The sequence below is a fragment of the Photobacterium sp. DNB22_13_2 genome (assembly GCF_052873915.1).
On record NZ_JBNNXU010000004.1, the window covers coordinates 304,142 to 329,238 of the forward strand.

Here is a 25,097-nt window from a genome sequence, read left to right on the forward strand (position 1 = left end):
TGTATACACAGTTTCAATACTAGCCAGCTTACTCTTCCCGCAGCCAACTAATCGCCTCTAGAGAGTCTTCGAAATAGCGAACCTCACCACTGACAAACCAACTTCCCACCTTACTCATGACTTCTTGCCAATGTTGATTACCATAAATAGCAATTTTGTTGAATTTACGGCCAAATCTCAGCCCTAGTTTGAGATCATCCCAAGCAGCATGAAGATCCCAGCCCTCAAAATCAGTTCCGTCAAAGTACACATTAACCATTGGGTTTTCGATGCCTTCTAGCGCATCTTCAATCAACGGCGTAATTTTCTCATAGTCTGAATGGGTCAAGGTACCAACAGCCTTTAATTCCATAAAAACCTGATCATCTAACCTATCTATCTCAACTTGGATACCATGGACATAGCTCATGCTTATTCCTCTTTGAATCCGGCTACCTCAATAGTTTATACCCAAGTTGCTTGAGTAGCAGATTGAAGACATCGAGGCACCTCTGCATATACTTAATTGGGCGATCTCGCTATTATTTATCAAAAGCCTTAACATTTACCTTCTTGACATGGCACTGATCACCGAGCAGACCCAGTTTAATCCAGATTCGATTCCCAGCCAGATTATTGGCATCGCGGCCAATATTGGCCGCCATGATTCAGGTATGCATAGCCACCGCAAAGCACAGTTGCTTTTCGCTCCGTCAGGATGCATGAGTATTACACTGGACAATCAGCAATGTATTTTGCCCCCAACCCGAGCCGCTTGGATCCCGTCAGGTATCAGCCATTGTGCGGTGATGACGAATGTCGTTGCCTATCGCTCTGTTTATTTCGATATACGATGTAAGGAAGAGGGATTCGATAAACTAAGAATTATCGGAGTCACCCCTTTATTACGTGAGCTTATTGAAAGAATGGCCTTTTGGCCTTGGGAAATGCCATATTCTGAACAAGAAGCGCTGGTGAGTTTGTTTTGGCAAGAGCTGGCTGTCGCTCCCGAAGAAAACTTACTCTTACCGTTACCCTCAGATGCTAGGCTAAAAACTTGGATGAAAAAACTCAACAATGAAGGACGCACACCGCCTCCTTTAAATAAAGCGGCACTGTCTATTGGGGCTAGCGAAAAAACCATCTCTCGCATTTTTTCTCGAGAAACAGGTATGCCCTACCAGGCTTGGCGCCAACAATGGCGATTGATGAAAGCCATTGAACTTCTGTCTGAGCACAAACCAGTATCAGCAGTTGCTTTTGAACTCGACTTTTCAAGCGATAGCGCTTTTATTAGCTTTTTTCGCAAGCAAACGGGGACCACGCCCAACGCCTATATAAAACAGCCTATTTAGTGAAGAGCAAGTACTTTGAAGCAATTAACCTGCACATTAACACCAGCGCCTAACTCGTTGACAATAAAGCTCAAATTGCTCGCCAAACATTGCTTGTAGTACTGCCTCCTCGGGAGCAATCTGAAAATGGTTCATATAAAAAATAAACACCCCGACCATGAGCAAGGGACTAAGCGCAGAGAGATAGACAAACGCTGCGCATATAAAACAAAGCAGACCAAGATACATAGGATTACGTGAATAACGAAAGATCCCTGATGTCACGAGCTTAGAGGTTTTATTCGGGAAGCGGGGATCGACAGTTGTTCTGGCCTTTGCAAAAGACCACACGGCAGACAGCCCCATAACAGTGCCAAGAAGACAAAAAAGCAAAACAATATGTGACTGCCCGGCAAACGAAAAAGCATAGAATGGCGAGTAACGTGCAAGGCCATACATGCAGCCAAGGGTAATGAGTAAAATCAGTGGTGGTGGCAATCGTAATTCCATTTTTTCTCCTTTTTCTTTTATTCTAGAGCCATTGTTCTCCACTATCCTAGCCTGAGATTGCCCAAGTTAGCCAAAATGTTTAAAATCGCGCTTCCACTCAGCGTCTGACTGTTCATATGAAAGAACTAAAATACCTACAAGGCTATCCCGATCCACTCATTGACCAAGTCAGCCAACTGGTTGAGCAAGGTAACCTCAAGCGTTACCTGCTAAAAAAATACCCAGAACAACATACTATCCAGTCAGAAAAAGCACTCTATGAGTATGTCATCGAGTTGAAAAATCAGTACCTAAAAAAATCATCTCCAATCAGCAAGGTGGCTTACGACAGCAAAATCCATATGGTCAACCATGCATTGGGTATGCATAGCTTTGTCTCTCGTATTCACGGCAAGAAGTTAAAGGCGAAGAATGAAATCAGGGTATCAACCATTTTCAAACAAGCCCCTCTTCCACTGCTAAGAATGATAGTGGTACACGAGCTTGCCCACAGCCGTGAAAAAGATCACAACAAGGCATTTTATCAGTTATGTAGCCATATGGAGCCTGACTACCACCAGCTAGAGCTGGACGCCCGTTTGATGTTAACCCAGCTTGAGATCGACGGTCCGCTATACAACTAAGTCATTTGAGTATAAAACTAGCTATATGGATCATTTAATTTCTGGCAATTATTGCACTTTTGCCTAAAATACCCTGCTAACTACATTATTAGGTGTTTACATGAAAATTTGTGCTGTTGAGCTTCGTAGCAACGAAGCCATAATTTGCCTTCTTTCCCAGAATGACGGTCTGTTTGATCTTCCTGAGTGCCGTTCTCAAAAGTTCATCATGCAAGACTCAATGGACAATGAGCAGATGCGTAAATTCCAGCAGACTTTCAAAAAGCTACTGGATGACTACCAAATCGATCGAGTTGTGATCCGTACGCGTGAAACACGTGGTAAGTTCGCAGGTAGCGCGATTGGCTTCAAACTTGAAGCCGCTATTCAGTTAATTGAAGGCATTGAAGTTGATTTCATGACTAGCCAAGAAATCAAACAAAAGCTGAAGCGCAATCCACTTGCTATTGAATTCCGTGCAACTGGCCTTCGTCAGTTCCAAGAAGCGGCTTTCATGACAGGTTATGCCTACATGGGCAAATATTAAGCCTGTACGCTAAATTGCATGCAAAAAGCCAGTTCAGCTGGCTTTTTTTGTAATTGTTGAATATAAACTCGCCACTTAAGCTTTAACCATGTTAACTACAAGGTTATCAAGCCCATACAGTCCATTACAGTTGTAAACTTTATTTTCAATCCACCAACCACCATAAATCTTAACTCATACACCGATTCAGCGCTCTGCTCTCTTATTACTATCCTTTCGTGTGCAACCCATGGTGGGTTCCCAATGCAATCGCATACCCAGGCCTTACAAATCAAGACACAGATCCGTGACGACCACACATATAATCCAACCGAATCATTACATGGACAGTTATTCATTTTTTGTAAAGCTCACTTTAAACGGTCACATAATGAAAAAAACGATTATCAGCCTTTCAATCATCAGTCTTTTAACCGGTTGTGGTGGAGGTGGCGGCGGAAGCTCTACGCCGGACAATAAAAAACCAGCACCAACAGTTGATTTCCCATTGAAAGGGGCGACATTTGATGCTGCTAAGCTCAACAGCACGACAATATCCATCAAAGAGTACAATTCATCTTTCATGGAAGATGATGCTTTGGTTGAAACCAATTATGAAAAAAGCATATATCAGGCCATTGATAGCAGCGATATCGCCAAATACGATATCCTAAATGTTCTAGCAAACGAAGAAGGTGTTGAGGGCTTCTTTTCAGTTAGCACAACCGAATATAAAGATGCAGGCCTAACCCAACAAACAGATCAGGATAGTTCGTTTGGAGGTGAAATTGCAGATAAGCATTTTATTACCTATATCGATGAAGAAGCAGACAAAGAACATCAGCTTTGGGGATTACCGGATTTCATTGCCAATGGTGACTTCGCACTTGCTCAACAAGGAAAGTATCAAGCAACATTTGAATCAAAGTTATCAGGTTTATCTAGAGACGATATTCAACATTTACTTGAGGATAATGGCGTACAAGAAGGTAATGAAAATATTACTCATTGTGACGATCTATCAGTAACAAGAACATTTGATTTTACGCGATCATCAACAGAGATTCTGACCATTAACTCGAAGAAAATCGAAACCACGAAGTTCTATGTTCGCGATCGAATCACTGGTCAGTGTTACGGTGCAACAGATTGGGACATGATTACATTGATGGCACATAGAAACAACGACCCTGTAGGCCTTGAAGTATGGGCGAACCCATCCTTAGGTCTCGTCAAAGGCATCGAAAAAAATGACTCTAAAAAAGAGGCATATTTAGTCGAACTTGTTGATTTTTCAATGAACCAATAAGCCTGCTGGATACAATAAATCTTTACCCAAGCTTTGCATAAAAGCTTGGGTATCAACATGAAGCGAAAATGAAATGCAATAAGTTATCTTTACAACGTTCCTGCGGGTGATTTAATCTCGATCCTTTCGTCTCTTTCTTAACTTATATAACGTCATAATCAGCAACGCACTGACGGCAACAGTAAGAACAACAAATGCATAGATTAAGAGGTTGCTACTCTTCATCCACCTCAATAAATGAAAGGCACTAAAAAAGAAAAGAAAATAGCCACCGATCACGGTGAATAATTTATAAAAATCAACCTCACTTACTTTATTTAGCATCACTGATCGCTCCTATTGCTATACCCAAGTCAACCTATACACATAAGAAGCTTGGAATACGTTACAAGTATGGTGCGTCCTGCTGGTTTTGCCTCTACCCTGAATAAACACGTTAAAACTAATCAGTTATCTTCGCTGTGACAACTGCCTTTCAGATACAAAATCGAACAAATAGACACCAACACACATAGTGTTAACAGCATACATTTACGTAATGCTCTGTGGTCAAGCTCGCAGCTTTCATTGTTCATTTTACCTATACTCATCAAAATGATGGCAGTGATTGTCGTTTACAGCATTGGAAAATCGAAAAGGATCTCGAATGGATAAGGTGTACGATTACATCATTGTAGGTGGTGGTATTGTTGGTATATCAACGGCTTGGCAACTCAAGCAACGCCTCCCCGATGCATCAGTTATCGTCATCGAGAAAGAAGACGCGCTGGCATTACATCAAACCGGGCACAACAGTGGTGTTATCCATGCCGGGGTTTACTACGCGCCAGGAAGTCTGAAAGCAACACTTTGCAAGGCCGGAGAAAAAGCGACCAAAGCTTTTTGCTTTGAACACAACATTCCTTTTGAACAATGCGGCAAGCTGTTAGTTGCCACCGATTCTGCTGAATTAGAAAGGATGCAGACACTGTATAAACGTTGTTTAGAAAATGACATTGAAGTCACACTGCTAAACCAAAAACAACTGCAGCAACAAGAGCCCAATATAACCGGCCTTGGTGCGATACTGGTTAATGCAACGGGCATTGTGAATTACAGAAAAATCACCAATAAAATGGCCAAATTGTTTGTTCAAATCGGTGGGGAGCTAACCAAACGCACTGAAGTAACAGCCATTCAAGAGCAAACAGAAGAGGTTATCGTCACCTGTCAAAGTGATGGCCAGCCTTTTACTCTGCATGGCAAATTTTTGATATGTTGTGGCGGGTTAATGGCAGATCGACTTACTCAGATGTTAGGCATCGACACCGACTTTCAAATTATTCCCTACCGAGGGGAGTATTACCGCCTAGCATCGCAACACAATCAAATTGTGAATCATTTAATCTACCCAATACCAGATCCTGAATTGCCATTCCTCGGTGTTCACCTTACTCGGATGATTGATGGCACCGTCACCGTCGGCCCCAATGCCGTTCAGGGCTGGAAACGAGAAGGGTATAATCGAGTTAACTTCAGCCCCAAAGATACCGCTGAAATGCTGACGTTTAAAGGATTCTGGAAGGTCACGGCTAATCATATCAAATCAGGGTTAATCGAAACTAAAAACTCATGGTGGAAGCCTGGCTACCTCAAACTGGTCAATAAGTACTGCCCACAACTTACAACCTCAGATCTAACCCCTTACCCTGCTGGGATCCGTGCTCAGGCGGTATTAAGTGATGGTTCATTGGTTCATGACTTCTTGTTTGCCGAAAGCCCACGCAGCCTCCATGTTTGTAATGCCCCTTCTCCTGCAGCAACCTCTGCGATACCTATTGGCAGTTACATCTGTGATAAAATTCTCGCTAGCCCCCAATCTACTAACGTTGAAAATGAAAAAAACTCGACTGTGGCGACATTATAGAGATGACGTAACATATTTGTTTAAAAGCCTATAACGTATGGTGTCGCTTTGCGCTCTGGCGGTATAGGCTCAAAGCCAAATCTTTATCAAAATCTTTTTTGGATTTATATCCCAGTACCTGCCAAGAATATGCGGCTTGGTAGCCACATACCACTTTGGCTAAACAATCACGTCGGGTTTCAGTAATTAATTTATTTATCATAGCTTTAAGTTTGTTCATTGTTTTGGCTCCTCGTATGGCTTGCCTCAACAATACGCTTTGGTGGAAGGCTGACTTATCCAAACTTATCAACTATAAGTACTATTCCATCATTACATTCACCTCACTGCTAATTTCAGTACTATATTGATAAACACTGGTACTTTTCCGTAATTCTTGGATCTATTTCATGCAACAAGCGACAGTCGAAAGAGTCATGCAACGCCAAGGCTATTCATGGCGATATCGCAAGATAGAAGAACCGAACAAACACTACCAATGGCACTTCCATCAAGAATATGAGTTAGTTATCCATCGCCATTTTCAGGGCAAGGCTTGTATTGGCCACTACGAAGGTCATTTTGGCGATAGTAATATGGTGTTGATCGCCCCTAACCTACCACACCGTTTTATCTCCACTGAAACTGAAGAAAACCAACTCTGTGAGACTCATATTATTTGGTTCAAAAAAGAATGGATCGCCAATATGATGTTCAGCTGTGTAGAGATGAGAAAAATAGAATCTTTACTAAAGCGGGCAGAGAAAGGCATCGAGTTCACTGAAAAAACCTGTAGTCAGGTGCTCAAGTTGTTGAAAGATATCACCACCTATCCCGCTATGGCACAGCTTGGTATTTTACTTCAAGTCCTCAGTGCCTTAATAAGCGATAAAAATAGCCGGACCTTGCTTTCTTATGCCCCCCAAAAGCTGTCATATGCCCTCCCAAAAGAACAAAGCGCTGAGAAAGTAAGCCAAGAAAAAATTGAAAAGGTCTGCCTATACCTTGAACAGCAGTTCAGTCATTCCGTCACTTTGGCGGATCTTGCTGCACATATGAGTACAAGCGAAAGTAGCATCCACCGATTATTTTCCATCCACTTTAAGGAAAGCTTTAGTCAGTACTTGAAGAAACTTCGGTTAAACCATGCGGCAGAATTGCTGCAAACCACCAGCCAACCTATTGGTCTGATTGCCGAAAGCGTCGGATACCGCAATCAGGTCAACTTTAATCGGCAGTTCAAGGACTATAAGCAAATGACTCCAAGACAATACCGCAACAGCTATAAAATCAATGCCCCGGTCTAAGTCGTCGAGTAGTGAGATGCTACTTTATGTATGAGTACGGCTAATCACAGTCTTATACCCTGCCTCGGTAGAACCAACGAAGTCCACATAGTTGGTAATACTCTCCAGTGCATCTTCTGGGTGGTGGGAAACATAAAGTAACTGGCTTAATTGGTTCTTTGCAATCATCTCCAAGGCATTCTTAACCAATTGGCGATTAAGAAAATCTAACCCTTGATAAGGCTCGTCCAGAATAAGGAGCTTAGGTCGCTTTATCAGCGCCCGGGCCACCAGTAGCAACCGCTGTTGTCCGTATTCTAGTTGCTTAAATGACGTCGAGGCCAAGTGCGACATATGTAACAGAGCTAACCAGTCTCTGGCCTGTTTTATCTCCGCGATACTCGGCTGCTGATACAAACCAATAGAGTCATAAAACCCTGAAAGGATGGTATCCAATGCCGAGCAGGAAACACGGTATTGTAAATGCAGAGCAGAAGACACCATGCCTATATGCTGCTTGATGTCCCAAATAGTTTCCCCGCTCCCGCGCTTGATACCAAAAAACTCAATATCATTACTGTAACACTGAGGGTGGTCACCAAAAATTAAGCCTAGTAATGTACTTTTACCACAGCCATTTGGACCTCTTACTTGCCAGTGTTCATGATTTTTAATTTGCCAATTCACCTCATCAAAAATCAGCCTATCGGTATATTCAACCTTGCCATTTCGAAGTGCGATGAGAGGATCTGACATAGCCGCTTGATGCCGGTATTGCTTAACCAGCTGCAACATCGCCTCGCTGCGTTCGCTTGACTGGGCCCGTAAGTGAGCAAGTATGGGGAGCGATTCCCATTCATCACGAGAATACACACCAGCCAGTTTGTAGTCTTCAAATACTCCAACATGGGTAATGCTGTCAGGTAACGTCTGCTCACGTGAAGTGATCAGAATAACCTGCAGATCATGTTGTAGTTGATCAATAAGACAGATCATTTGTTGTTGATGTGCACTATCTAGCCCCGCCATAGGATCATCTAAGATCAATAATTCGGGCTGCTCTGCTAATGCTCGGGCTAACATTACACGGCGGGTTTCTCCGGTTGATAATTGTCGAAATCCGCTTTTTCTAAGAGTTTGTAGATCTAACAGCGTAAAAAGCTCCTCGGCATGCTCCAAACTGTCACAATTTACTGTGACCAAAGCCTCTACGCTTGTTCCGGCATCTAGCCTATCAATAAAGTCGGTATCATCGTTAGCAAGCTCCTCTTCCAGCAAGGCCTGTTGCTGGGCCAACGATACCAAGCTGACCTTTTCCGGCAGGCCTGATAAGACACCATCAAAATCGGTATATTCATCAAGCACTTTATTATCAAGCAATAGCTGGGCAAACACTGAGCCTGCATCGCCTTTTGCACAAAAGAAAGCCCAATGCTGATCTGGAGATATGTCTAATTGAGGAATAGATAAGCGGTTAAAATGTGTATTTGAACCGGGTTGATATTTTTGAAGTGTAATATCGCGTAGCTTGATAGACATAGATTCCCTACTTTGTCATTTCGAGTACCAAGCTGATACCTTACACGCAAGGAGGGAAACCAATCAAATAGTCAATTTAGGGAAAAGTCAGTCTTTTGGAAAAGCCATAGTGATAGCACCACTAAAGCAGGATGTACGACACTGGCCGCAACCATCACAAGACTCACTGTTAACTACTGGCACTTGGCCTTGTCTTACTTCTATGGCCTGATGAGGGCACTGTTCAGCACACATTTCACAGTAGCCTGATAATCGGTTAGTACATCGCGTAGAAAACTCAGGACGAACACCAATATCTTTGATTGCGGATGAGAGAGCTTGAGTCGGGCAAGCTTTTTGGCACTCCCCACACTGGCTGCAGTCATTGTATTCAAGGTTTAATTGAGGTAGCCCCTCAGGCCGTTCAATGACTTGCTGCGGACATGCCTTTTCACATTCATCACATGACTGACAAACTTGCAAAAATAATACTTCTTCGATCGCCCCCGGAGGACGCGGAACCGTGCGAACGATCATCGGGGCTTGTGCTTCTTTCTTTACGCGATTTGCACCAGAAAACAAGCCTCGAAGCAAACCACGGCGGCTTACCGTGTAATGCTCCATGCACGCTTTGTAATATCGTTCGTCACGTTCAGCCATTAGAAGTACACCTTTTTCTCCACAGTTGACACCGCAAGTTCCTCGGTGATGAATTCCAACCACTGCTGTGCCATTGCACCAAGCAGTTGGTAGGACTGGGTGTTGGCATTTTTCTGCATCAGTTCAAGGTATCGAGGTGCCCAAGGTAGCAAATGTACCGATAACAGCGCCTTAATTGCTTCATTATCATTGGCTTCAGCCAATTTAGATATTGCCATTAGCATTAAGCCGAATTGGTCTTCAGGCTCACGCATACCCGTATCAAGGCTCATTGCCTTATCAGCCAGAAAACGACGGTAATCAACGGTGGTTTCACCAAAAATGACTTGCTCACGGTCTAGGTATACCGATCCCCACGGAGGCGCAGGCATCACTTCGCAGCCTTCAAACAGTTGCTGGAAGTCCATCGCAAGATCTTGTGTACCGTCAGCCTCAATAGCTTGCAGCAACTCTGCAAACGGTGAACCTTCTTGCTCGTCATTATCAGCAATCATCTGACAGACTTGTCGGTTCGTTTCGTGGGTAAGTGGATAATAAAAAAAACTACCCAGAATACGAGCGATTGTTGAAATGTGCTCCATGGTCACATCCGCCTCCAAAAATATGTAATATCATGCAATAAGTTTTCATGATGCCAGTGGAATAACAGCTAAATTAGGTTATTCATTAACATTTTCCTAAGCACGATAGCCGATAACTAACACGGAAAAAATGCTTTAGGACAATCTTTAATGCTTTAAGTTATTGAGAATGAATGATAATCACTATCAACACCCCTCTCTGAGAAACACCTTGTTACACGTATTAACCCCCTCATTCACATTGTTACAGATACATAAATATTCAAGATTATTCCTCATGATTTCTTGATCGACGGCAAAGTTAAACGTTCTCACTCACGGAAAATGCGTGTCAGAAGCCTACCCAACAAGTGTAGGACTGTTAGTCAATACCGAGAATATCGTGTCATGAAATCACAATTCAAAAAGCTATTGGCACCTAAATTCACCCGCCGAGATTTTGTTAAATCAAGCTCGGCGCTAGGTGGATTAGCTGCAGTTGCAGGCAGTATTTCACTGCCATTTAAGTCAAGTAAAGTCGAGGCCGCTACAACAACTGATGAAAAAGTTGTTTGGAGTGCGTGTACCGTAAACTGTGGTAGCCGTTGTCCACTACGTATGCACGTTTCAGATGGTGAAATAAAGTGGGTTGAGACCGATAACACCGGTGATGACCAATACGGTAACCACCAAATTCGCGCCTGTCTGCGTGGCCGCTCAATGCGCCGACGCGTATACAACCCTGATCGCTTGAAGTACCCAATGAAGCGAGTCGGTAAGCGCGGTGAAGGTAAATTCAAGCGTATTAGCTGGGATGAAGCCTTTGATGAGATCACCAACAACCTAAACCGTATCCGTAAAGATTACGGTAGTGAAGCGGTATACCTAAACTACGGTACCGGTACTCTGGGTGGCACAGTCACTAAATCATGGCCACCAGGCGCAACCTTGATTGCTCGTTTGATGAACCTGAGTGGCGGTTACCTAAACCACTACGGCGACTACTCAACAGCACAAATTGCGGCGGGTATGCCATACACCTACGGTAATGGTGCTAACAACTCGTTTTCTGATCTCGAAAACACTAAGTTGATTGTTCAGTTTGGTAATAACCCTGCTGAAACCCGTATGTCAGGTGGTGGCCAGATCCACCACTTGATGGAAGGTAAAGAGCGATCTAACGCCAAGATGATCGTTATCGATCCTCGCTACACCGATACTGCCGGTGGCCGTGAAGATCAGTGGATTCCTATCCGCCCGGGTACCGATGCTGCGTTTGTTGCCGGTATGGCACACGTGATGATCACCGAGAATTTGGTCGATCAGCCTTTCCTTGATAAATATTGTGTCGGTTACGACGAGAGAACGCTTCCAGCATCAGCGCCAGCTAACTCTGACTATAAGTCATACATTCTTGGCCGTGGTGATGATCAAACTGAGAAATCACCAGCTTGGGCTGCTGACATTACCGGTATTCCTGCTGATATTATCATCAAGCTTGCTCGTGAAATCGGCTCAACTAAGCCATGTGCAATCTTCCAAGGTTGGGGCCCTCAACGCCACGCCAACGGTGAACTAGCGGCTCGTTCAATTGCCATGCTAGCAATCCTGACCGGCAACGTCGGTATTAATGGTGGAGGTACCGGTTCTCGTGAAGGCAACCAAGCGATTCCTTTCGTGCGCTTCCCTATTCCTGAGAACCCAGTTAAAACAGCTATCTCAATGTTCCTTTGGACAGATGCGATTACACGCGGTCCAGAGATGACAGCAAAAGCAGATGGTGTCCGCGGTAAAGACAAGTTGGATGTGCCAATCAAGTTCATCTGGAACTATGCGGGTAACTGCCTAATCAACCAACACTCAGACATCAACCGTACGCATGACATCCTACAAGATGACAAAGCATGTGAAATGATCGTCGTTGTTGATAACCACATGACCTCATCTGCCAAGTACGCTGATATCGTTCTACCTGATCTTACAACTTCAGAGCAATCTGACTTCTGTATGGACGGCGCTGCAGCGAATATGCCTTACTTCATCTTTGCCAGCCAAGCAATTGAACCTGTTTTCGAAGCCCGCAGCATCTATGACATCTGTACTGGCATTGCTAAACGCCTAGGTATTGAAAAAGAGTTCACCGAAGGTCGTGACCAAGAAGGTTGGCTACGCCACCTATATGCACAAACTCGTGAGCTTGATCCTACTCTGCCGGGCTTTGATGCCATGCGTGAACAAGGTATTTACAAGCGTAAAGCTGAACATTTCGTTGCCCACGCTGATTTCCGTAAAGATCCAGAAAGCAACCCGCTGGCTACACCGTCGGGCAAAATTGAGATCTACTCTGAGCGCCTTGCAGATATTGCTGCTGAATGGGAACTGCCTGAAGGTGACGTGATCCACCCGCTGCCGGTATACGCTTCAACCTTCAACGGTTGGGATGATCCAAAACGTAAGGATTATCCGCTACAGCTTACTGGTTTCCACTACAAATCTCGTACTCACTCAACCTACGGCAACGTAGAGCAGTTGATGGAAGCGGCACCACAACAAATGTGGATGAGCCCTATGGATGCAGAACAGCGCGGGATCAAGAATGATGACGCTATCCGCATCTTCAATGAGCACGGCGAAATCCACCTAACGGCGAAAGTAACCCCTCGTATGATGCCGGGTGTTGTTGCACTAGGTGAAGGTGCTTGGTACGCACCAAATAAGAACGGTGTTGATCAAGGCGGTAGCATTAACGTATTGACTACCCAGCGCCCAAGCCCGCTGGCGAAAGGTAACCCGCAACACACCAACCTAGTCGACGTGCAACTGCTAAAAAAAGCATAAGGTTTAAACCATGAAACAATACGGTTTTTATATCGATTCAAGCAAATGCACCGGCTGTAAAACCTGTCAGCTATCGTGCAAGGATAACAAGGACTCAGATGCCGGTATTAACTACCGTCGTGTCTACGAGTACACCGGTGGCAACTGGGTAAAAGAGGGTGAAACCTTCCGTCAGGACGTGTTCTCTTACTACCTATCTATTGCCTGTAACCATTGTGACGAGCCAGCCTGTGCCAAGGTTTGTCCATCGGGTGCAATGCACAAGCGCAAGGAAGATGGCCTAGTCATCGTTGATACCGATACCTGTATCGGTTGTCAGTACTGTTCTATGGCATGTCCTTACGGTGCACCTCAGTACAACGCTGAAAAAGGCCACATGACCAAGTGCGATGGTTGTTACGAGCGTGTCGGCCAAGGTCTAGATCCTATTTGTGTTGGCTCTTGCCCACTTCGTGCTCTTGAGTTTGGTCCTATCGATGAGTTGCGTGCAAAGTATGGCACTAACGCTGATGTCGCACCGCTACCGTCGTCGTTAAAAACAAAACCAAACCTGGTCATCAAAGCAAACCGTCATGCCCGCCCTACTGGCGATCGTACCGGTTTCCTAGCAAACCCTAAGGAGGTATAAGATGGCTTGGCATGAATGGCCCCTGATCCTATTTACTGTATTGGCACAAACGGCTGTTGGTTCATTTATCCTACTGGGTGGCGTGATCCTGAGCGGCAAGTTATGTATCGGTGTGAATGACCGCCTGCATAAAGCTATGTTCTTCATCTGGGTGATCATGGGGATGGGCTTTATGGCTTCAACCATGCACCTTGGCAGCCCATTGCGTGCATTCAATGCGCTAAACCAGGTGGGTAGCTCTTGGTTATCCAATGAAATCTTCACCGGTAGCGCATTCTTCGCACTGGGTGGCGGTTACTGGCTGCTAGAAATGTTGGACAAAGGTAACGAAAAAATCCGCAAAGCTCTGCTTGTTGCTGGCATGGTAGTAGGTCTGAGCTTTATGTTCTCAATGACCAAACTGTACCTATTGGATACCGTACCAACGTGGAACACAGTGTACACGCCAATTGCTTTCCTAAGCACTATGGTAGTTTCAGGCCTGATCTTCGGTCACCTGCTACTAACCGGCGCTCAGCATAAAATGGTTAACCTTGATCGCGTATTGCCATACGTGGGTGCAGTTGCCATTGTGATCAGCCTAGTTGCACTCGTTAGCCAACTGATTGGTCTCGCTGAAATCCAAACCTCGGTGATTACAGCTGCAGAGCTTATCCCGAACATGGCTCAGCTACAGATTATCCGTATCGGTCTTCTACTCGCAGCGCTAGCGGTATGGTTCATCCCGAACCTGATGAACAGCCGTCCGGGTATGCCTGTTATGGGGCTGAGCTTTGCTTTGGTTCTGCTTTCAGAACTAGTTGGCCGTGGTGTGTTCTATGGCCTGCACATGACTGTCGGTTTGTAATTCATAACTGATTTTCAATCAGTCAAAAGGGAGAGATGGCTAATACCATTTCTCCCTTTTTTAATTCCATCTCTATCCCCCCACCCAATACATTTCTCCAGCACAGCAGGCAGCGCTGAAACTCGTAAACATTAGTGGAAATAGTAAACGATATCATTCAATAAAGTATTGATATGTAACACGCAATTCACGCCAAACATTTTTGTATGATGAATATCACACTCCTTTACATTTTATGCTGCCTTCGCATTTATATGCGCCCTTTATTGATAGAAAACAAAGCTAGTCACACACAGCACGCCGATTATCTCGATAGAGCCCTACCCCTAAAGTAGTGTGTACAACTAAAAATATAGAGAATGTCGTGCTATGAAAAACAAGATAAAGCAGCTCCTCTCCCCTACATTTAGCCGTCGTGATTTCATGAAATCCACGTCGGCAATAGGTGGGCTTGCAGCCGTTGCAGGCAGCATCGCGCTGCCCTTCAAATCCAGTCCAGTTGCAGCCTCAACAAATGCACCAGATGAGAAAGTGGTATGGAGTGCCTGTACAGTTAACTGTGGTAGCCGTTGCCCATTACGTATGCATGTTGCTGATGGTGAAATCAAATGGGTTGAGACCGATAACACCGGTGATGACCAATACGGTAACCACCAGATACGTGCCTGTTTGCGTGGTCGCTCAATGCGCCGCCGCGTTTACAACCCAGATCGCCTAAAATACCCTATGAAGCGTGTAGGAAAACGTGGCGAAGGAAAATTCAAGCGTATCAGCTGGGAAGAAGCGTTTGATGAAGTGGCCAACAACCTTACTCGTATTCGCAAAGAATATGGCAGTGAAGCAGTTTACCTCAATTATGGTACCGGTACCCTTGGTGGTACGGTCACCAAATCATGGCCTCCAGGTTCAAGTTTGCTTGCCCGTTTGATGAACCTGTCAGGAGGGTACCTAAACCATTATGGTACATACTCAACCGCACAAATATCGGCCAGCTTACCATACACATTTGGTAGCGGTGCTAATAACTCTTTTTCCGATCTAGAAAATACCAAGCTTATTGTTCAGTTCGGTAACAACCCAGCAGAAACCCGCATGTCAGGTGGTGGCCAGATCCACCATCTAACTGAAGCTAAAAACCGTTCAAACGCTAAGATGATCATTATTGATCCACGCTATACGGATACAGCCGGTGGCCGAGAAGATCAATGGGTTCCGATCCGCCCAGGTACCGACGCAGCGCTCGTTGCAGGTATGGCCCATGTGATGATCTCAGAGGACTTGGTCGATCAGCCGTTTCTTGACAAATACTGTGTTGGCTACGATGCCAAAACTCTACCTGATTCAGCACCTGCGAACTCTGACTACAAGTCCTACATTCTAGGCAGTAGCCAAGATAGCACTGAGAAGACCCCTGCTTGGGCTGCCGACATTACCGGTATTCCTGCCGATATCATTATTAAATTGGCACGTGAAATTGCTTCAACCAAACCATGTGCCATTTTCCAAGGATGGGGACCGCAACGTCACGCCAACGGCGAACTCAGCGCCCGCGCAATTTCGATGCTTGCCATCCTGACAGGTAATGTTGGCATCTCCGGTGGTGGTACGGGTGCGCGTGAAGGGAGTACCTCTATTCCATTCGTGCGTTTTCCTATTCCTGAAAATCCGGTGAAAACATCGATCTCCTTCTTCTTATGGACAGATGCTATTTATCGCGGCACAGAAATGACTGAAAAAGCGGATGGTGTACGGGGTAAGGACAAGTTGGATGTACCAATTAAGTTTATCTGGAACTATGCCGGCAACAGCTTGTTGAACCAGCACTCAGATATCAACCGTACCCATGAAATTCTGCAGGATGACAAAGCCTGTGAAATGATTGTGGTGATTGACAACCACATGACATCATCTGCTAAATATGCCGACATTATCCTGCCAGATCTTACTACTTCAGAGCAGTCTGATTTCTGTATGGATGGTGCTGCCGCAAATATGCCGTACTTCATTTTCGCTAGCCAAGCCATTGAGCCGGTATTCGAAGCACGTAGTATTTATGACATGTGTACCGAAATTTCTAAGCGTCTTGGTATCGAAAAAGAGTTCACTGAAGGTCGCGATCAGGAAGGCTGGTTACGTCACCTATACGCAGAAACCCGTAAGAAAGACCCAAGCTTGCCTAGTTTCGAAGCTATGCGCGAGCAAGGTATTTATAAGCGAAAAGTTGAACACTTTGTTGCCCATGCGGAATTCCGTAACAACCCTGAAAGCAATCCACTCAATACCCCTTCAGGTAAAATTGAGATCTACTCAGAGCGACTGGCAAACCTTGCTGCTGAATGGGAACTCGCATCCGATGATGTCATTCACCCATTACCGGTTTATACCTCGACCCATGACGGTTGGGATGATCCCAAACGCAGTGAGTACCCGCTACAGCTAACGGGTTTCCATTACAAATCACGTACCCACTCCACCTACGGAAACGTAGAACAGATCATGGAAGCCGCGCCGCAACAAATTTGGCTTAATCCATTGGATGCTGAGCAACGCGGGATCAAGCAAGATGACCCTATCCGTATTTTCAACGAACGTGGCGAAATTCATTTAACGGCAAAAGTCACACCGCGCATGATGCCAGGAGTGACGGCCCTTGGGGAAGGAGCTTGGTATGCGCCGGACAAAAGCGGCGTAGATCATGGCGGTAGCATGAACGTGTTGACAACATTACGCCCTAGCCCATTGGCAAAAGGCAACCCGCAACACACCAATCTAGTCGACGTGCAACTGCTAAAAAAAGCATAAGGTTTAAACCATGAAACAATACGGTTTTTATATTGATTCAAGCAAATGCACCGGCTGCAAAACCTGTCAGCTGTCGTGCAAAGATAACAAAAACACAGACATGGGCGTGAATTACCGTCGCGTCTATGAATACACTGGCGGTAACTGGGTGAAAGAAGGTGAAACCTTCCGTCAGGATGTATTCTCCTACTACCTGTCTATTGCCTGCAACCACTGTGACGAACCCGCCTGTGCCAAGGTTTGTCCATCCGGTGCGATGCACAAACGCAAAGAAGATGGCTTGGTCGTGGTCAATGAAGATGTGTGTATCGGCTGCCAATACTGCTCTATGGCCTGCCCTTACGGCGCACCTCAATACAATGCAGAGAAAGGTCACATGACGAAGTGTGATGGCTGTTACGAGCGCGTTGGTCAAGGTCTGGAGCCAATCTGTGTAGGCTCCTGTCCACTGCGTGCTCTGGAGTTTGGCCCTATTGATGAGCTGCGCAAGAAATATGGCACCAATGCGGATGTTGCACCACTGCCTTCATCACTGAAAACCAAACCTAACATTGTCATCAAACAAAATCGTCATGCCCGCCCGACCGGCGATCGCAGCGGTTTCCTAGCAAACCCTAAGGAGGTATAAGATGGCTTGGCATGAATGGCCCCTGATCCTATTTACCGTGCTTGCACAAACCTCAGTCGGTGCTTACCTGCTGCTTGGTGGTGTGATTTTGAAAGGCGATCTTTGCGTGGGTGTTAAACACCGCCTGCATCAAGCGATGTTCTTTTTGTGGGTATTGATGGGGCTCGCTTTTGTCGCCTCGACCATGCACTTAGGCAGTCCACTGCGCGCTTTCAATGCGTTAAACCAAGTTGGTAGCTCCTGGCTATCCAATGAAATCTTCACAGGTAGTGTGTTTTTTGCTCTAGGTGGTGGTTATTGGCTGTTGGAAATGCTGGATAAAGGCAGCGAAAATCTTCGAAAACTACTACTCGCAGCAGGTATGATCGTCGGAATCGCATTTATGTACTCCATGATCAAACTGTACCTACTTGATACCGTACCAACTTGGAATACGGTCTACACGCCGATTGCTTTTGTAATGACAATGCTGACATCTGGTCTTATCTTTGGCCACCTGTTGCTAACTGGCGCACAGCATAAAATGACAGGGCTTGATCGAATCTTACCGTTTGTTGGATCATTAGCAGTTGCTATCAGTCTTGGTGCGTTGGTCAGCCAGCTTATCGGGCTAGCTGATATCCAAACCTCGGTGACCACTGCGACAGAGCTTATCCCTAATATGGCGCAGCTTCAGATCATCCGTGTCGGCTTACTACTTGGCGCCCTAGCCGTCTGGTTCATTCCGAACCTTATGAGCAGCCGTCCAGGTGTACCCGTAATGGTGGTTAGCTTTGGTTTAGTACTGCTTTCTGAACTCGTTGGTCGTGGGATCTTCTATGGTCTACATATGACAGTGGGAATCTAACTACTTCATCACTTAATAGCGGAAAACAAAACGGGAGCCCTTTTTAATGGCTCCCGTTTTTCTATCTCTTCTGAGTATTATTTAGTTATCGCTTTAGAAGTTAGCGGTCATACCCAAGTACCAGCTACGAGGCTCAATGGAGTAACTACGGCGAGTGACTTCAAAGTCATCAAACTGCTCATCAGTAATATTGCGTACGCCCGCGCGCAGACGCCAGTCACTGTTGATCAGGTAGTTCATACCTAGGTCTGCAGTCGTGAAGCTTGGGCGGTATAAATCACTACCGGAATCAATCAGGGCTTCGCCTGTGTAGTTAACGCGCAGGAAGGTATCAACGTAATCAGTCGCGTACCAAGTAGCACGTACATTCGCTTGATGGTCTGGACGATCTTCAAGAGATTTCCCGCTCGATTTATCTTCAGTATCAAGATACGTATAGGCACCGTTAAGCTGAATTGACTCAGTCACATCATAATGACCGGTTAACTCAAGCCCTTGAGTCATTGCTTTGTTGATATTCTTGTAAGTGTAAATATCACGGCCATCCGGTGAGATACCCACAGCATTATCACGGTCTTGATCGATCAGGTTTTTAATATCGTTACGGAATAGGCCGGCTTCAACACTCCATGTCATCTCATTGTAGATAGCTGAGACTTCGTAGCTAACGCTCGTTTCTGGATCAAGATCCGGGTTACCGACAACCTGACAATCACCCTTACAGCTGTTAATCACGTTTTCTTCTGAGGTTTGCAGCAGTGTTGGTGCGTTGAAAGCAGAACCTACGCCACCTTTCAACGTTAGCTTATCCGTTACCGTGTTAACCAAATAAGCACGAGGGCTCCAGTGGCTACCGTAAGATTCATGGAAATCTAAGCGAGTACCGTAAGTCAGTGTATAAGCGTCGTTGATTTCCCATTGATCTTGCACAAACAATGCCTGCTCATGAACATCGGCTTTACCGGTTTCTGTTAGGCTCTCAGGGTTATCTAGTTCAGAGTAGCTCCATTCACCGCCAAAGGTCAGCGTGTGGCTGCCAATATAAGTGGTGCCATGGCCATAAACTTGCTGGTTGGTTTCATCAATGTCAGAGACACCGGTGTCGACTTCCGCTGCATCGACACTCGATACCGCATCACGGTTATAGCGAAGTTGCGCTTCACCCCAATCGAACATACCGTTGTAGGTTAGCGCTTGCATATCACGTTTTACACGTGAGTCAGAATCAGTAAGACCTACTGTTGACTCAATCATACCGTCACGTTCATCGTCGGTATAAGAAAAATCGAAAGCGATATCATGCATATCATTGATATACCATAATACGTTACCGCTTACGGCAAGGGTTTCGCGTTCTTCAAGTGTTGTCGCTTGCGAGCGATCATATTCACCGTTTGAGCCTTCTGCCTTACCTGAGAAAGCACTGTAAGCATCGCGCGCTGTTTGGCTTACAGCAAACGACATATACAATTCATCGTCAATCAACGCACCAGAGGTATTAAATCCTGCTGAATATTGGCCACCGTTGTCATCATCACGGTAGCTGTAGTCGCCACTGATCTGTGAATTCCACTCATTGGTCGGTTGCTTGGTAATAACATTGATCACCCCACCCAATGCCTCAGAACCATACAGTGCTGACATCGGACCACGAATGACTTCTACACGTTCAATGCTTGCTTTTGGAATCGCTGACAAATCGAAGTCATTACCACGGAAAATAGCATTTGAAGAGCTAAGCTTACGACCATTCACCAGAATCATAGTAAATTTAGGATCCAGACCGCGAATCGAAATCATTTCACGCCCCGCCCGTCCACCATCCATTTGGCTTTCAACACCAGCAATGTTTTGCACCAAATCATTCAATGCCAAGCTTGGCTCTGAAAGAATATCTTCTTCCGTAACCACCGATATTGACGCAGGTGCCTTCGCTAAGGTTGTCTCCGTTCGCGTAGCAGTAACAACCATTTGCTCATCCGTTTGATCTTCTTGAAGGTCAAACTCTGCGTACGCAGGAACAGAGAAAAACACAGAAGCAACAGCTAAGGCTAAAGGCTTGCGAATGAAGTTGGTGCTGGTAAACATAAACGTCCTTATAGAACTATAAAGCCAAACATAATGATAATGATTCGTATTAGATATATTATTCATTAAAATGGCAATACAAGTTCCATACGGGTTTTGAATTTTGATTATTCAATATATGAATAATGACAGAGCGGTTAATTCAAGTTTTTGCTCGTGTGCAATTGTTTGATTATTTCACGTATCCACATACATAACTCATCATTGTGATATCGCTTATGCCAATACAAGTAGACATCTTGATAAGGTGACCGCAATCCTTCTGGCACTGGCCGCGCCACTAAGTTACGGCTAACACAGGCTTCTTCGGCAAAAGGTGTCGGCAAGTGAAAGATGACATCTGAATGCTCAGCCATGGCAGGAGCGACGTTAAAATTAGACAGCATCAACGGAGTAGATATAGGCTTGCTCCTGTCTGTCAACCCGAGATCCCTGAAGCGTTGCTCAATGGATAAGTTTCTATCCCCATGCAAGGAAATTTGTCCAAATTGGCATTCAACCAATTTTTCTGGTGTCAATTCCTGATCGGCTAAGGGATGATCTGCGCTCATCAGTAACCTGTAATCACGCGATGCGATAAAACTGCGGTAAATATTTTGCTCAGACGAAGGCGGTTGCTGAGTAGAGAGTACAAAATGAACATCCCCAGCGATTAAAGCGTCAAAATGCCGCTTAGGCACCGTATCCAATTCTAAAGTCAGTAGAGGTGCATGCTCCCTCAGATATTGAAAAAACGTTGGAAGCAACCAATTTACCTGTGGCACTAAGCCAAAGACCTTCAATGATTTCTGGCATGTCTTTGGATCAAACTCTTGGTTATGCACCAACTGCTCCAATGAAGCTAGCATCGAACTAACCTCTGTCTTTACCGATTCGGCTTTTGGCGTCAACTCATAGCCATGGCTAGACCGAACCAACAACTCATCCTTAAACAGGGCTCGACACTTTTGTAATGAACGACTCACTGATGGCTGGCTGATATTCAGTGCTTGCGCGGTATTCGAAACGTGCTTTCGCTCTAAAAGGTGTTTAAGGACAATGAGATGTCCGATATCCATTTGGCATAAATTCATAATTTAATCACTGATATTTATCTTCGTTAGTCGTCGATTCTTTGGAAAATCCGCTGAAGGATTAATGGGATTCAATTATAGAATACACATTACCAACACATTCAAAAACTGAATAGTCACTATTCATACTCAAAATACTGTGATGCAGCTGAGTCGTGCCACAGCTAGTACTAAAGGTTATAGAGTGTAAACAAACATTAATAATACTATGCTTTTTGCCCGTTTCATGCGTAATATCAATAAAAACAATTCTCATTTGTGATTAGATTGCACATATCAGCTTCTAATCAGCTTCCAGATTGACAAGGTTAGTTATGACTCGCTTTACCACTGCATTAAAATCGGCACTTCTTATGGGTGCAATGGCAATCAATTTACCAGCATTGGCAGAATCCGTTACTGTTCAACACACATTAGGCACGACGACCATTGAAAACACACCGCAACGTGTTGTTGTTGTTGGTGGCCATGGCAGCCTTGATACGCTAAATCGTTTAGGTATCGAACCCGTTGGTGCCGTCACAACAATGTTGCCTGAATACCTTGCTGATTACAGTGAAAAAGCAACCGCCATCGGCAGCATGAAAGAAGCGAATTTCGAGCAGATTTTCAACCTAAAGCCTGATGTGATCATCGCGGAAGGTCGTGCAGCGGATGCGTACCCAACGCTATCTCAAATCGCTCCAACTGTTATGCACGTCGTCGAGAACGGTAACTACTGGGAAGACACGAAGAAAAACTGGCGTATGCTGGGCAAAGTCTTTAACAAAGGAGCAGAAGCTGAACAGCTGATTGCAGAAACAGAAGCGCAATTCAGTGAAGTACGCGAGCAAGTACAAGAGCAAGGCCTGAAAACACTGGCTGTAATGAACAACGGTAATAACGTTTCAATGTTTGGTGAAGCCAGCCGTTTCTCTGTGCTGTTTGACGAGTTTGGCTTTGCGCCAGCCCGCACTTCTGATACCCAAAACCCTCATGGGAATCTAATCTCATTTGAATTCATCGCTGATGCAGCGCCTGATGTGCTATTCGTCCTTGACCGTGAAAGTGCAATTGGCCAAAGCTCTGGTAAAGCGCAGCAGCTATTTGATAACCCGCTAATCAAGAGCACTCCTGCTTATAAGAACAACCGCGTTGTCTTCCTAAACCCAAGCGCATGGTACCTGACAATCGCAGGGGTTAATGCAACAGAAATCATGATTGATGATGCTCGAAAAGCGGTAACATCTACTCAATAACAACCTATCAGCCCGGCAATAGCCGGGCATAAATACTCATGCATAATAAAAAATTACTCTGGGCGGTTATCGCCCTATTCCCTCTAGCAGCGTTTTCACTCTTTATTGGTGTTGCCAATATTAGTTTTGATAGCTTGCTAGCCGGCGATGAACATACCCTATCCATTCTTTTTGGCAGCCGTCTGCCTCGCCTACTTGCTATTTGTCTAGCCGGTGCGGGACTGAGTGTCGCAGGTTTGATCATGCAGCAAGTCTGCCAAAACCGCTTCGCGGCCCCTTCGACTACTGGTACGATTGATTGTGCTATGTTGGGATACGTTCTCGGTATTGTCTTTTTTGCCGGTGCCAACCGCTGGGTTAGTCTAGGGGTTATCCTAACCTTCTCGTTAGTCGGTACCCTATTATTCGTTCAGTTTTTACAACGACTACAGTTTAAGAATGCTGTCTTGGTACCTCTGATCGGTATTATGTACGGCAATGTCATCTCAGCAATGACGACATTTATCGCCTACCGATATGATCTTGTTCAAACCATGTCGGCCTGGACGGTTGCCAACTTTGCCTCTGTTCTTCAAGGCAACTACGAATTCCTCTACCTTGCCCTACCGGCTTGTATGATCGCCTACTACTACGCCAGCCAGTTTAGTGCTGCCAGTGTTGGTGAAAGCTTTGCTAAAAATATTGGTTTAGATTTCCAAAAGATCGTTTTCATTGGCGTGTTAATAGTGGCAATCCTTGCATCGACCGTCGTTATGATCGTTGGTGTCATTCCGTTTCTGGGGTTAATCATTCCAAACTTAGTCGCTATCTTTATGGGCGATAACATGCGCCGTAATCTGCCTTGGACAGCCTACTGGGGCATAGTGATGGTATTAACGTGCGATATCTTAGGTCGCTTGATTATCTTCCCTTATGAAATGCCAATTTCGATGATCATCAGTATCTTCGGTGGTGCGGTATTTATTGCTCTTGTACTGAAGGACAAATCTAATGCGTGACAGTGTTAAAGTCTCCCTACTCGCGGTATTGGGGTTACTCATTACTGTCTACTTTATTGGCCAGGGCCTCAACGCCCAGAATTACCAGTTCTTTCTGTCGCTAAGATTGCCGAAAGTAATGGCAATTGTTCTGGCCGCTATTGCGATTTCAACTTCGTCACTGGTATTTCAGACCATTACCAACAACCGAATTTTAACGCCTTCTATCCTTGGCTTCGATTCGCTCTACGTAATGATTCAGGTCATCATCATCGTGATGTTCGGTAGTATGAGCGTGTGGTTTGCTGATGCAAAAGTTAACTTTCTGATCACGACTCTAACGATGAGCGTTTTCTCCATGGTACTGTTCAGCCTGTATTTCCGTCGGGCCAATAGCAATGTCTTCACTCTTCTACTCATTGGTATCGTCTGTGGCAGTCTGTTTAGCAGTATTTCCAACTTCTTTACCATGATCCTCGACCCTAACGAGTTTGCCAACTTACAGAACACCATGTTTGCCAGCTTCAATAACGTCAATGCTGAACTGGTTTACTGGTCAACTATTCCGCTGGGGATCTGTATCGCTATCTTGTATTCACTTGCCCATAAACTGGATGTGTTCTGGCTGGGTACTGACAATGCCAAAAGCTTAGGCGTAGATACGCACAAGGTCACGATGCAGGTAATGATGGTGATTACCGTAATGGTGGCAATTTCAACTGCCTTAGTGGGGCCTGTACTGTTCTTCGGCTTAATCGTCGTAAGCCTGACCCGCCAACTATTTCGTAGCTACCACCATAGCTTCCTAATGCTGGCAGCCAGCACAATGTCTGTTGTACTGCTGGTTGGCGGTCAATGGATGATTGAAAAAGTCTTTGCTTTCGATACCACAATCAGCGTCATCATCAACTTTGTTGGCGGTAGTTACTTCCTTTATCTTCTAATGCGTAACAAGTTTTGAT

Annotated in this window: 23 protein-coding genes; 15 read left to right on the plus strand and 8 right to left on the minus strand. The window is 45.1% G+C overall.

The genetic code is table 11. The features are described from left to right. Nucleotides 1-28: 28 nt before the first annotated feature. Nucleotides 29-409 carry an STAS/SEC14 domain-containing protein gene (locus ACVA58_RS08940; RefSeq protein WP_446510083.1) on the minus strand — a complete coding sequence of 127 codons (381 nt, stop codon included), beginning with the start codon at nucleotides 407-409 and terminating at the stop codon, nucleotides 29-31. A gap of 148 nt (nucleotides 410-557) precedes the next feature. Between ACVA58_RS08940 and ACVA58_RS08945 the strand changes: the two genes are divergently transcribed. Next, on the plus strand, nucleotides 558-1,334 hold the full coding sequence (locus ACVA58_RS08945) for an AraC family transcriptional regulator (protein ID WP_446510084.1): 777 nt from the start codon (nucleotides 558-560) through the stop codon (nucleotides 1,332-1,334). Nucleotides 1,335-1,370: 36 nt separating this feature from the next. On the opposite strand, the gene ACVA58_RS08950 is transcribed toward ACVA58_RS08945, so the two are convergent. Further along, nucleotides 1,371-1,823, minus strand: coding sequence for a methyltransferase family protein (locus ACVA58_RS08950; protein WP_446510085.1), 453 nt, complete (start codon nucleotides 1,821-1,823; stop codon nucleotides 1,371-1,373). A 116-nt stretch (nucleotides 1,824-1,939) separates the two neighbouring features. Between ACVA58_RS08950 and ACVA58_RS08955 the strand changes: the two genes are divergently transcribed. From ACVA58_RS08955 to lhgO, 4 genes are all read left to right on the plus strand, one after another. Continuing rightward, on the plus strand, nucleotides 1,940-2,446 hold the full coding sequence (locus ACVA58_RS08955) for a M48 metallopeptidase family protein (protein WP_446510086.1): 507 nt from the start codon (nucleotides 1,940-1,942) through the stop codon (nucleotides 2,444-2,446). 100 nt (nucleotides 2,447-2,546) lie between these two features. Beyond that, nucleotides 2,547-2,972 carry a DUF3010 family protein gene (locus ACVA58_RS08960; RefSeq protein ID WP_446510087.1) on the plus strand — a complete coding sequence of 142 codons (426 nt, stop codon included), beginning with the start codon at nucleotides 2,547-2,549 and terminating at the stop codon, nucleotides 2,970-2,972. Nucleotides 2,973-3,342: 370 nt separating this feature from the next. After that, nucleotides 3,343-4,260, plus strand: a complete 918-nt coding sequence (locus ACVA58_RS08965) for a hypothetical protein (protein ID WP_446510088.1) — start codon at nucleotides 3,343-3,345, stop codon at nucleotides 4,258-4,260. A 646-nt stretch (nucleotides 4,261-4,906) separates the two neighbouring features. Beyond that, nucleotides 4,907-6,166, plus strand: a complete 1,260-nt coding sequence (gene lhgO / locus ACVA58_RS08970) for an L-2-hydroxyglutarate oxidase (RefSeq protein ID WP_446510089.1) — start codon at nucleotides 4,907-4,909, stop codon at nucleotides 6,164-6,166. A 28-nt stretch (nucleotides 6,167-6,194) separates the two neighbouring features. Here lhgO and ACVA58_RS08975 read toward each other — a convergent pair whose 3' ends face one another. Then, nucleotides 6,195-6,386 (minus strand): hypothetical protein, encoded by a 192-nt coding sequence (locus tag ACVA58_RS08975; protein WP_446510090.1) that lies wholly within the window; start codon nucleotides 6,384-6,386, stop codon nucleotides 6,195-6,197. A 169-nt stretch (nucleotides 6,387-6,555) separates the two neighbouring features. Here ACVA58_RS08975 and ACVA58_RS08980 point away from each other — a divergent pair, with 169 nt between their 5' ends. Beyond that, nucleotides 6,556-7,452 (plus strand): AraC family transcriptional regulator, encoded by an 897-nt coding sequence (locus ACVA58_RS08980; RefSeq protein WP_446510091.1) that lies wholly within the window; start codon nucleotides 6,556-6,558, stop codon nucleotides 7,450-7,452. Between the two features lie 24 nt (nucleotides 7,453-7,476). Here ACVA58_RS08980 and modF read toward each other — a convergent pair whose 3' ends face one another. From modF to ACVA58_RS08995, 3 genes are all read right to left on the minus strand, one after another. After that, nucleotides 7,477-8,970, minus strand: coding sequence for a molybdate ABC transporter ATP-binding protein ModF (modF, locus tag ACVA58_RS08985; protein WP_446510092.1), 1,494 nt, complete (start codon nucleotides 8,968-8,970; stop codon nucleotides 7,477-7,479). An 87-nt stretch (nucleotides 8,971-9,057) separates the two neighbouring features. Continuing rightward, nucleotides 9,058-9,609: a ferredoxin-type protein NapF gene (gene napF, locus ACVA58_RS08990; protein ID WP_446510093.1), complete on the minus strand. Its 552-nt coding sequence runs from the start codon at nucleotides 9,607-9,609 to the stop codon at nucleotides 9,058-9,060. Next, nucleotides 9,609-10,190, minus strand: coding sequence for a molecular chaperone TorD family protein (locus ACVA58_RS08995; protein WP_446510094.1), 582 nt, complete (start codon nucleotides 10,188-10,190; stop codon nucleotides 9,609-9,611). Before ACVA58_RS08995 ends, napF begins: the two co-directional genes overlap by 1 nt. 387 nt (nucleotides 10,191-10,577) lie before the next feature. Here ACVA58_RS08995 and ACVA58_RS09000 point away from each other — a divergent pair, with 387 nt between their 5' ends. From ACVA58_RS09000 to ACVA58_RS09025, 6 genes are all read left to right on the plus strand, one after another. Beyond that, the gene (locus tag ACVA58_RS09000; protein ID WP_446510095.1) at nucleotides 10,578-13,007 is read left to right on the plus strand and encodes a DmsA/YnfE/YnfF family dimethyl sulfoxide reductase; all 2,430 of its coding nucleotides are present in this window, start codon (nucleotides 10,578-10,580) and stop codon (nucleotides 13,005-13,007) included. A gap of 10 nt (nucleotides 13,008-13,017) precedes the next feature. Continuing rightward, nucleotides 13,018-13,635, plus strand: coding sequence for a DMSO/selenate family reductase complex B subunit (locus ACVA58_RS09005; protein ID WP_446510096.1), 618 nt, complete (start codon nucleotides 13,018-13,020; stop codon nucleotides 13,633-13,635). A 1-nt stretch (nucleotide 13,636) separates the two neighbouring features. Further along, entirely contained in the window at nucleotides 13,637-14,482 is an 846-nt protein-coding gene (locus ACVA58_RS09010; protein WP_446510097.1) for a dimethyl sulfoxide reductase anchor subunit family protein, read from the plus strand. A gap of 369 nt (nucleotides 14,483-14,851) precedes the next feature. Then, the gene (locus ACVA58_RS09015; protein ID WP_446510098.1) at nucleotides 14,852-17,284 is read left to right on the plus strand and encodes a DmsA/YnfE/YnfF family dimethyl sulfoxide reductase; all 2,433 of its coding nucleotides are present in this window, start codon (nucleotides 14,852-14,854) and stop codon (nucleotides 17,282-17,284) included. A 10-nt stretch (nucleotides 17,285-17,294) separates the two neighbouring features. After that, the gene (locus ACVA58_RS09020) at nucleotides 17,295-17,912 is read left to right on the plus strand and encodes a DMSO/selenate family reductase complex B subunit (protein ID WP_446510099.1); all 618 of its coding nucleotides are present in this window, start codon (nucleotides 17,295-17,297) and stop codon (nucleotides 17,910-17,912) included. A gap of 1 nt (nucleotide 17,913) precedes the next feature. Next, the gene (locus ACVA58_RS09025) at nucleotides 17,914-18,759 is read left to right on the plus strand and encodes a DmsC/YnfH family molybdoenzyme membrane anchor subunit (RefSeq protein WP_446510100.1); all 846 of its coding nucleotides are present in this window, start codon (nucleotides 17,914-17,916) and stop codon (nucleotides 18,757-18,759) included. Between the two features lie 93 nt (nucleotides 18,760-18,852). On the opposite strand, the gene ACVA58_RS09030 is transcribed toward ACVA58_RS09025, so the two are convergent. Together ACVA58_RS09030 and ACVA58_RS09035 are read right to left on the minus strand one after the other, a co-directional pair. Next, the gene (locus ACVA58_RS09030; protein WP_446510101.1) at nucleotides 18,853-20,847 is read right to left on the minus strand and encodes a TonB-dependent receptor domain-containing protein; all 1,995 of its coding nucleotides are present in this window, start codon (nucleotides 20,845-20,847) and stop codon (nucleotides 18,853-18,855) included. A 137-nt stretch (nucleotides 20,848-20,984) separates the two neighbouring features. Further along, complete coding sequence (locus ACVA58_RS09035) at nucleotides 20,985-21,920, minus strand: LysR family transcriptional regulator (protein ID WP_446510102.1); 936 nt, start codon at nucleotides 21,918-21,920, stop codon at nucleotides 20,985-20,987. A 314-nt stretch (nucleotides 21,921-22,234) separates the two neighbouring features. Here ACVA58_RS09035 and ACVA58_RS09040 point away from each other — a divergent pair, with 314 nt between their 5' ends. The 3 genes from ACVA58_RS09040 to ACVA58_RS09050 are packed head-to-tail and all read left to right on the plus strand — an operon-like array spanning nucleotide 22,235 to nucleotide 25,096. Then, entirely contained in the window at nucleotides 22,235-23,158 is a 924-nt protein-coding gene (locus tag ACVA58_RS09040; protein ID WP_446510103.1) for a siderophore ABC transporter substrate-binding protein, read from the plus strand. Nucleotides 23,159-23,196: 38 nt separating this feature from the next. Beyond that, on the plus strand, nucleotides 23,197-24,156 hold the full coding sequence (locus ACVA58_RS09045) for an ABC transporter permease (protein WP_446510104.1): 960 nt from the start codon (nucleotides 23,197-23,199) through the stop codon (nucleotides 24,154-24,156). Further along, nucleotides 24,149-25,096, plus strand: coding sequence for an iron chelate uptake ABC transporter family permease subunit (locus ACVA58_RS09050; RefSeq protein ID WP_446510105.1), 948 nt, complete (start codon nucleotides 24,149-24,151; stop codon nucleotides 25,094-25,096). Before ACVA58_RS09045 ends, ACVA58_RS09050 begins: the two co-directional genes overlap by 8 nt. Nucleotide 25,097: the final 1 nt, after the last annotated feature.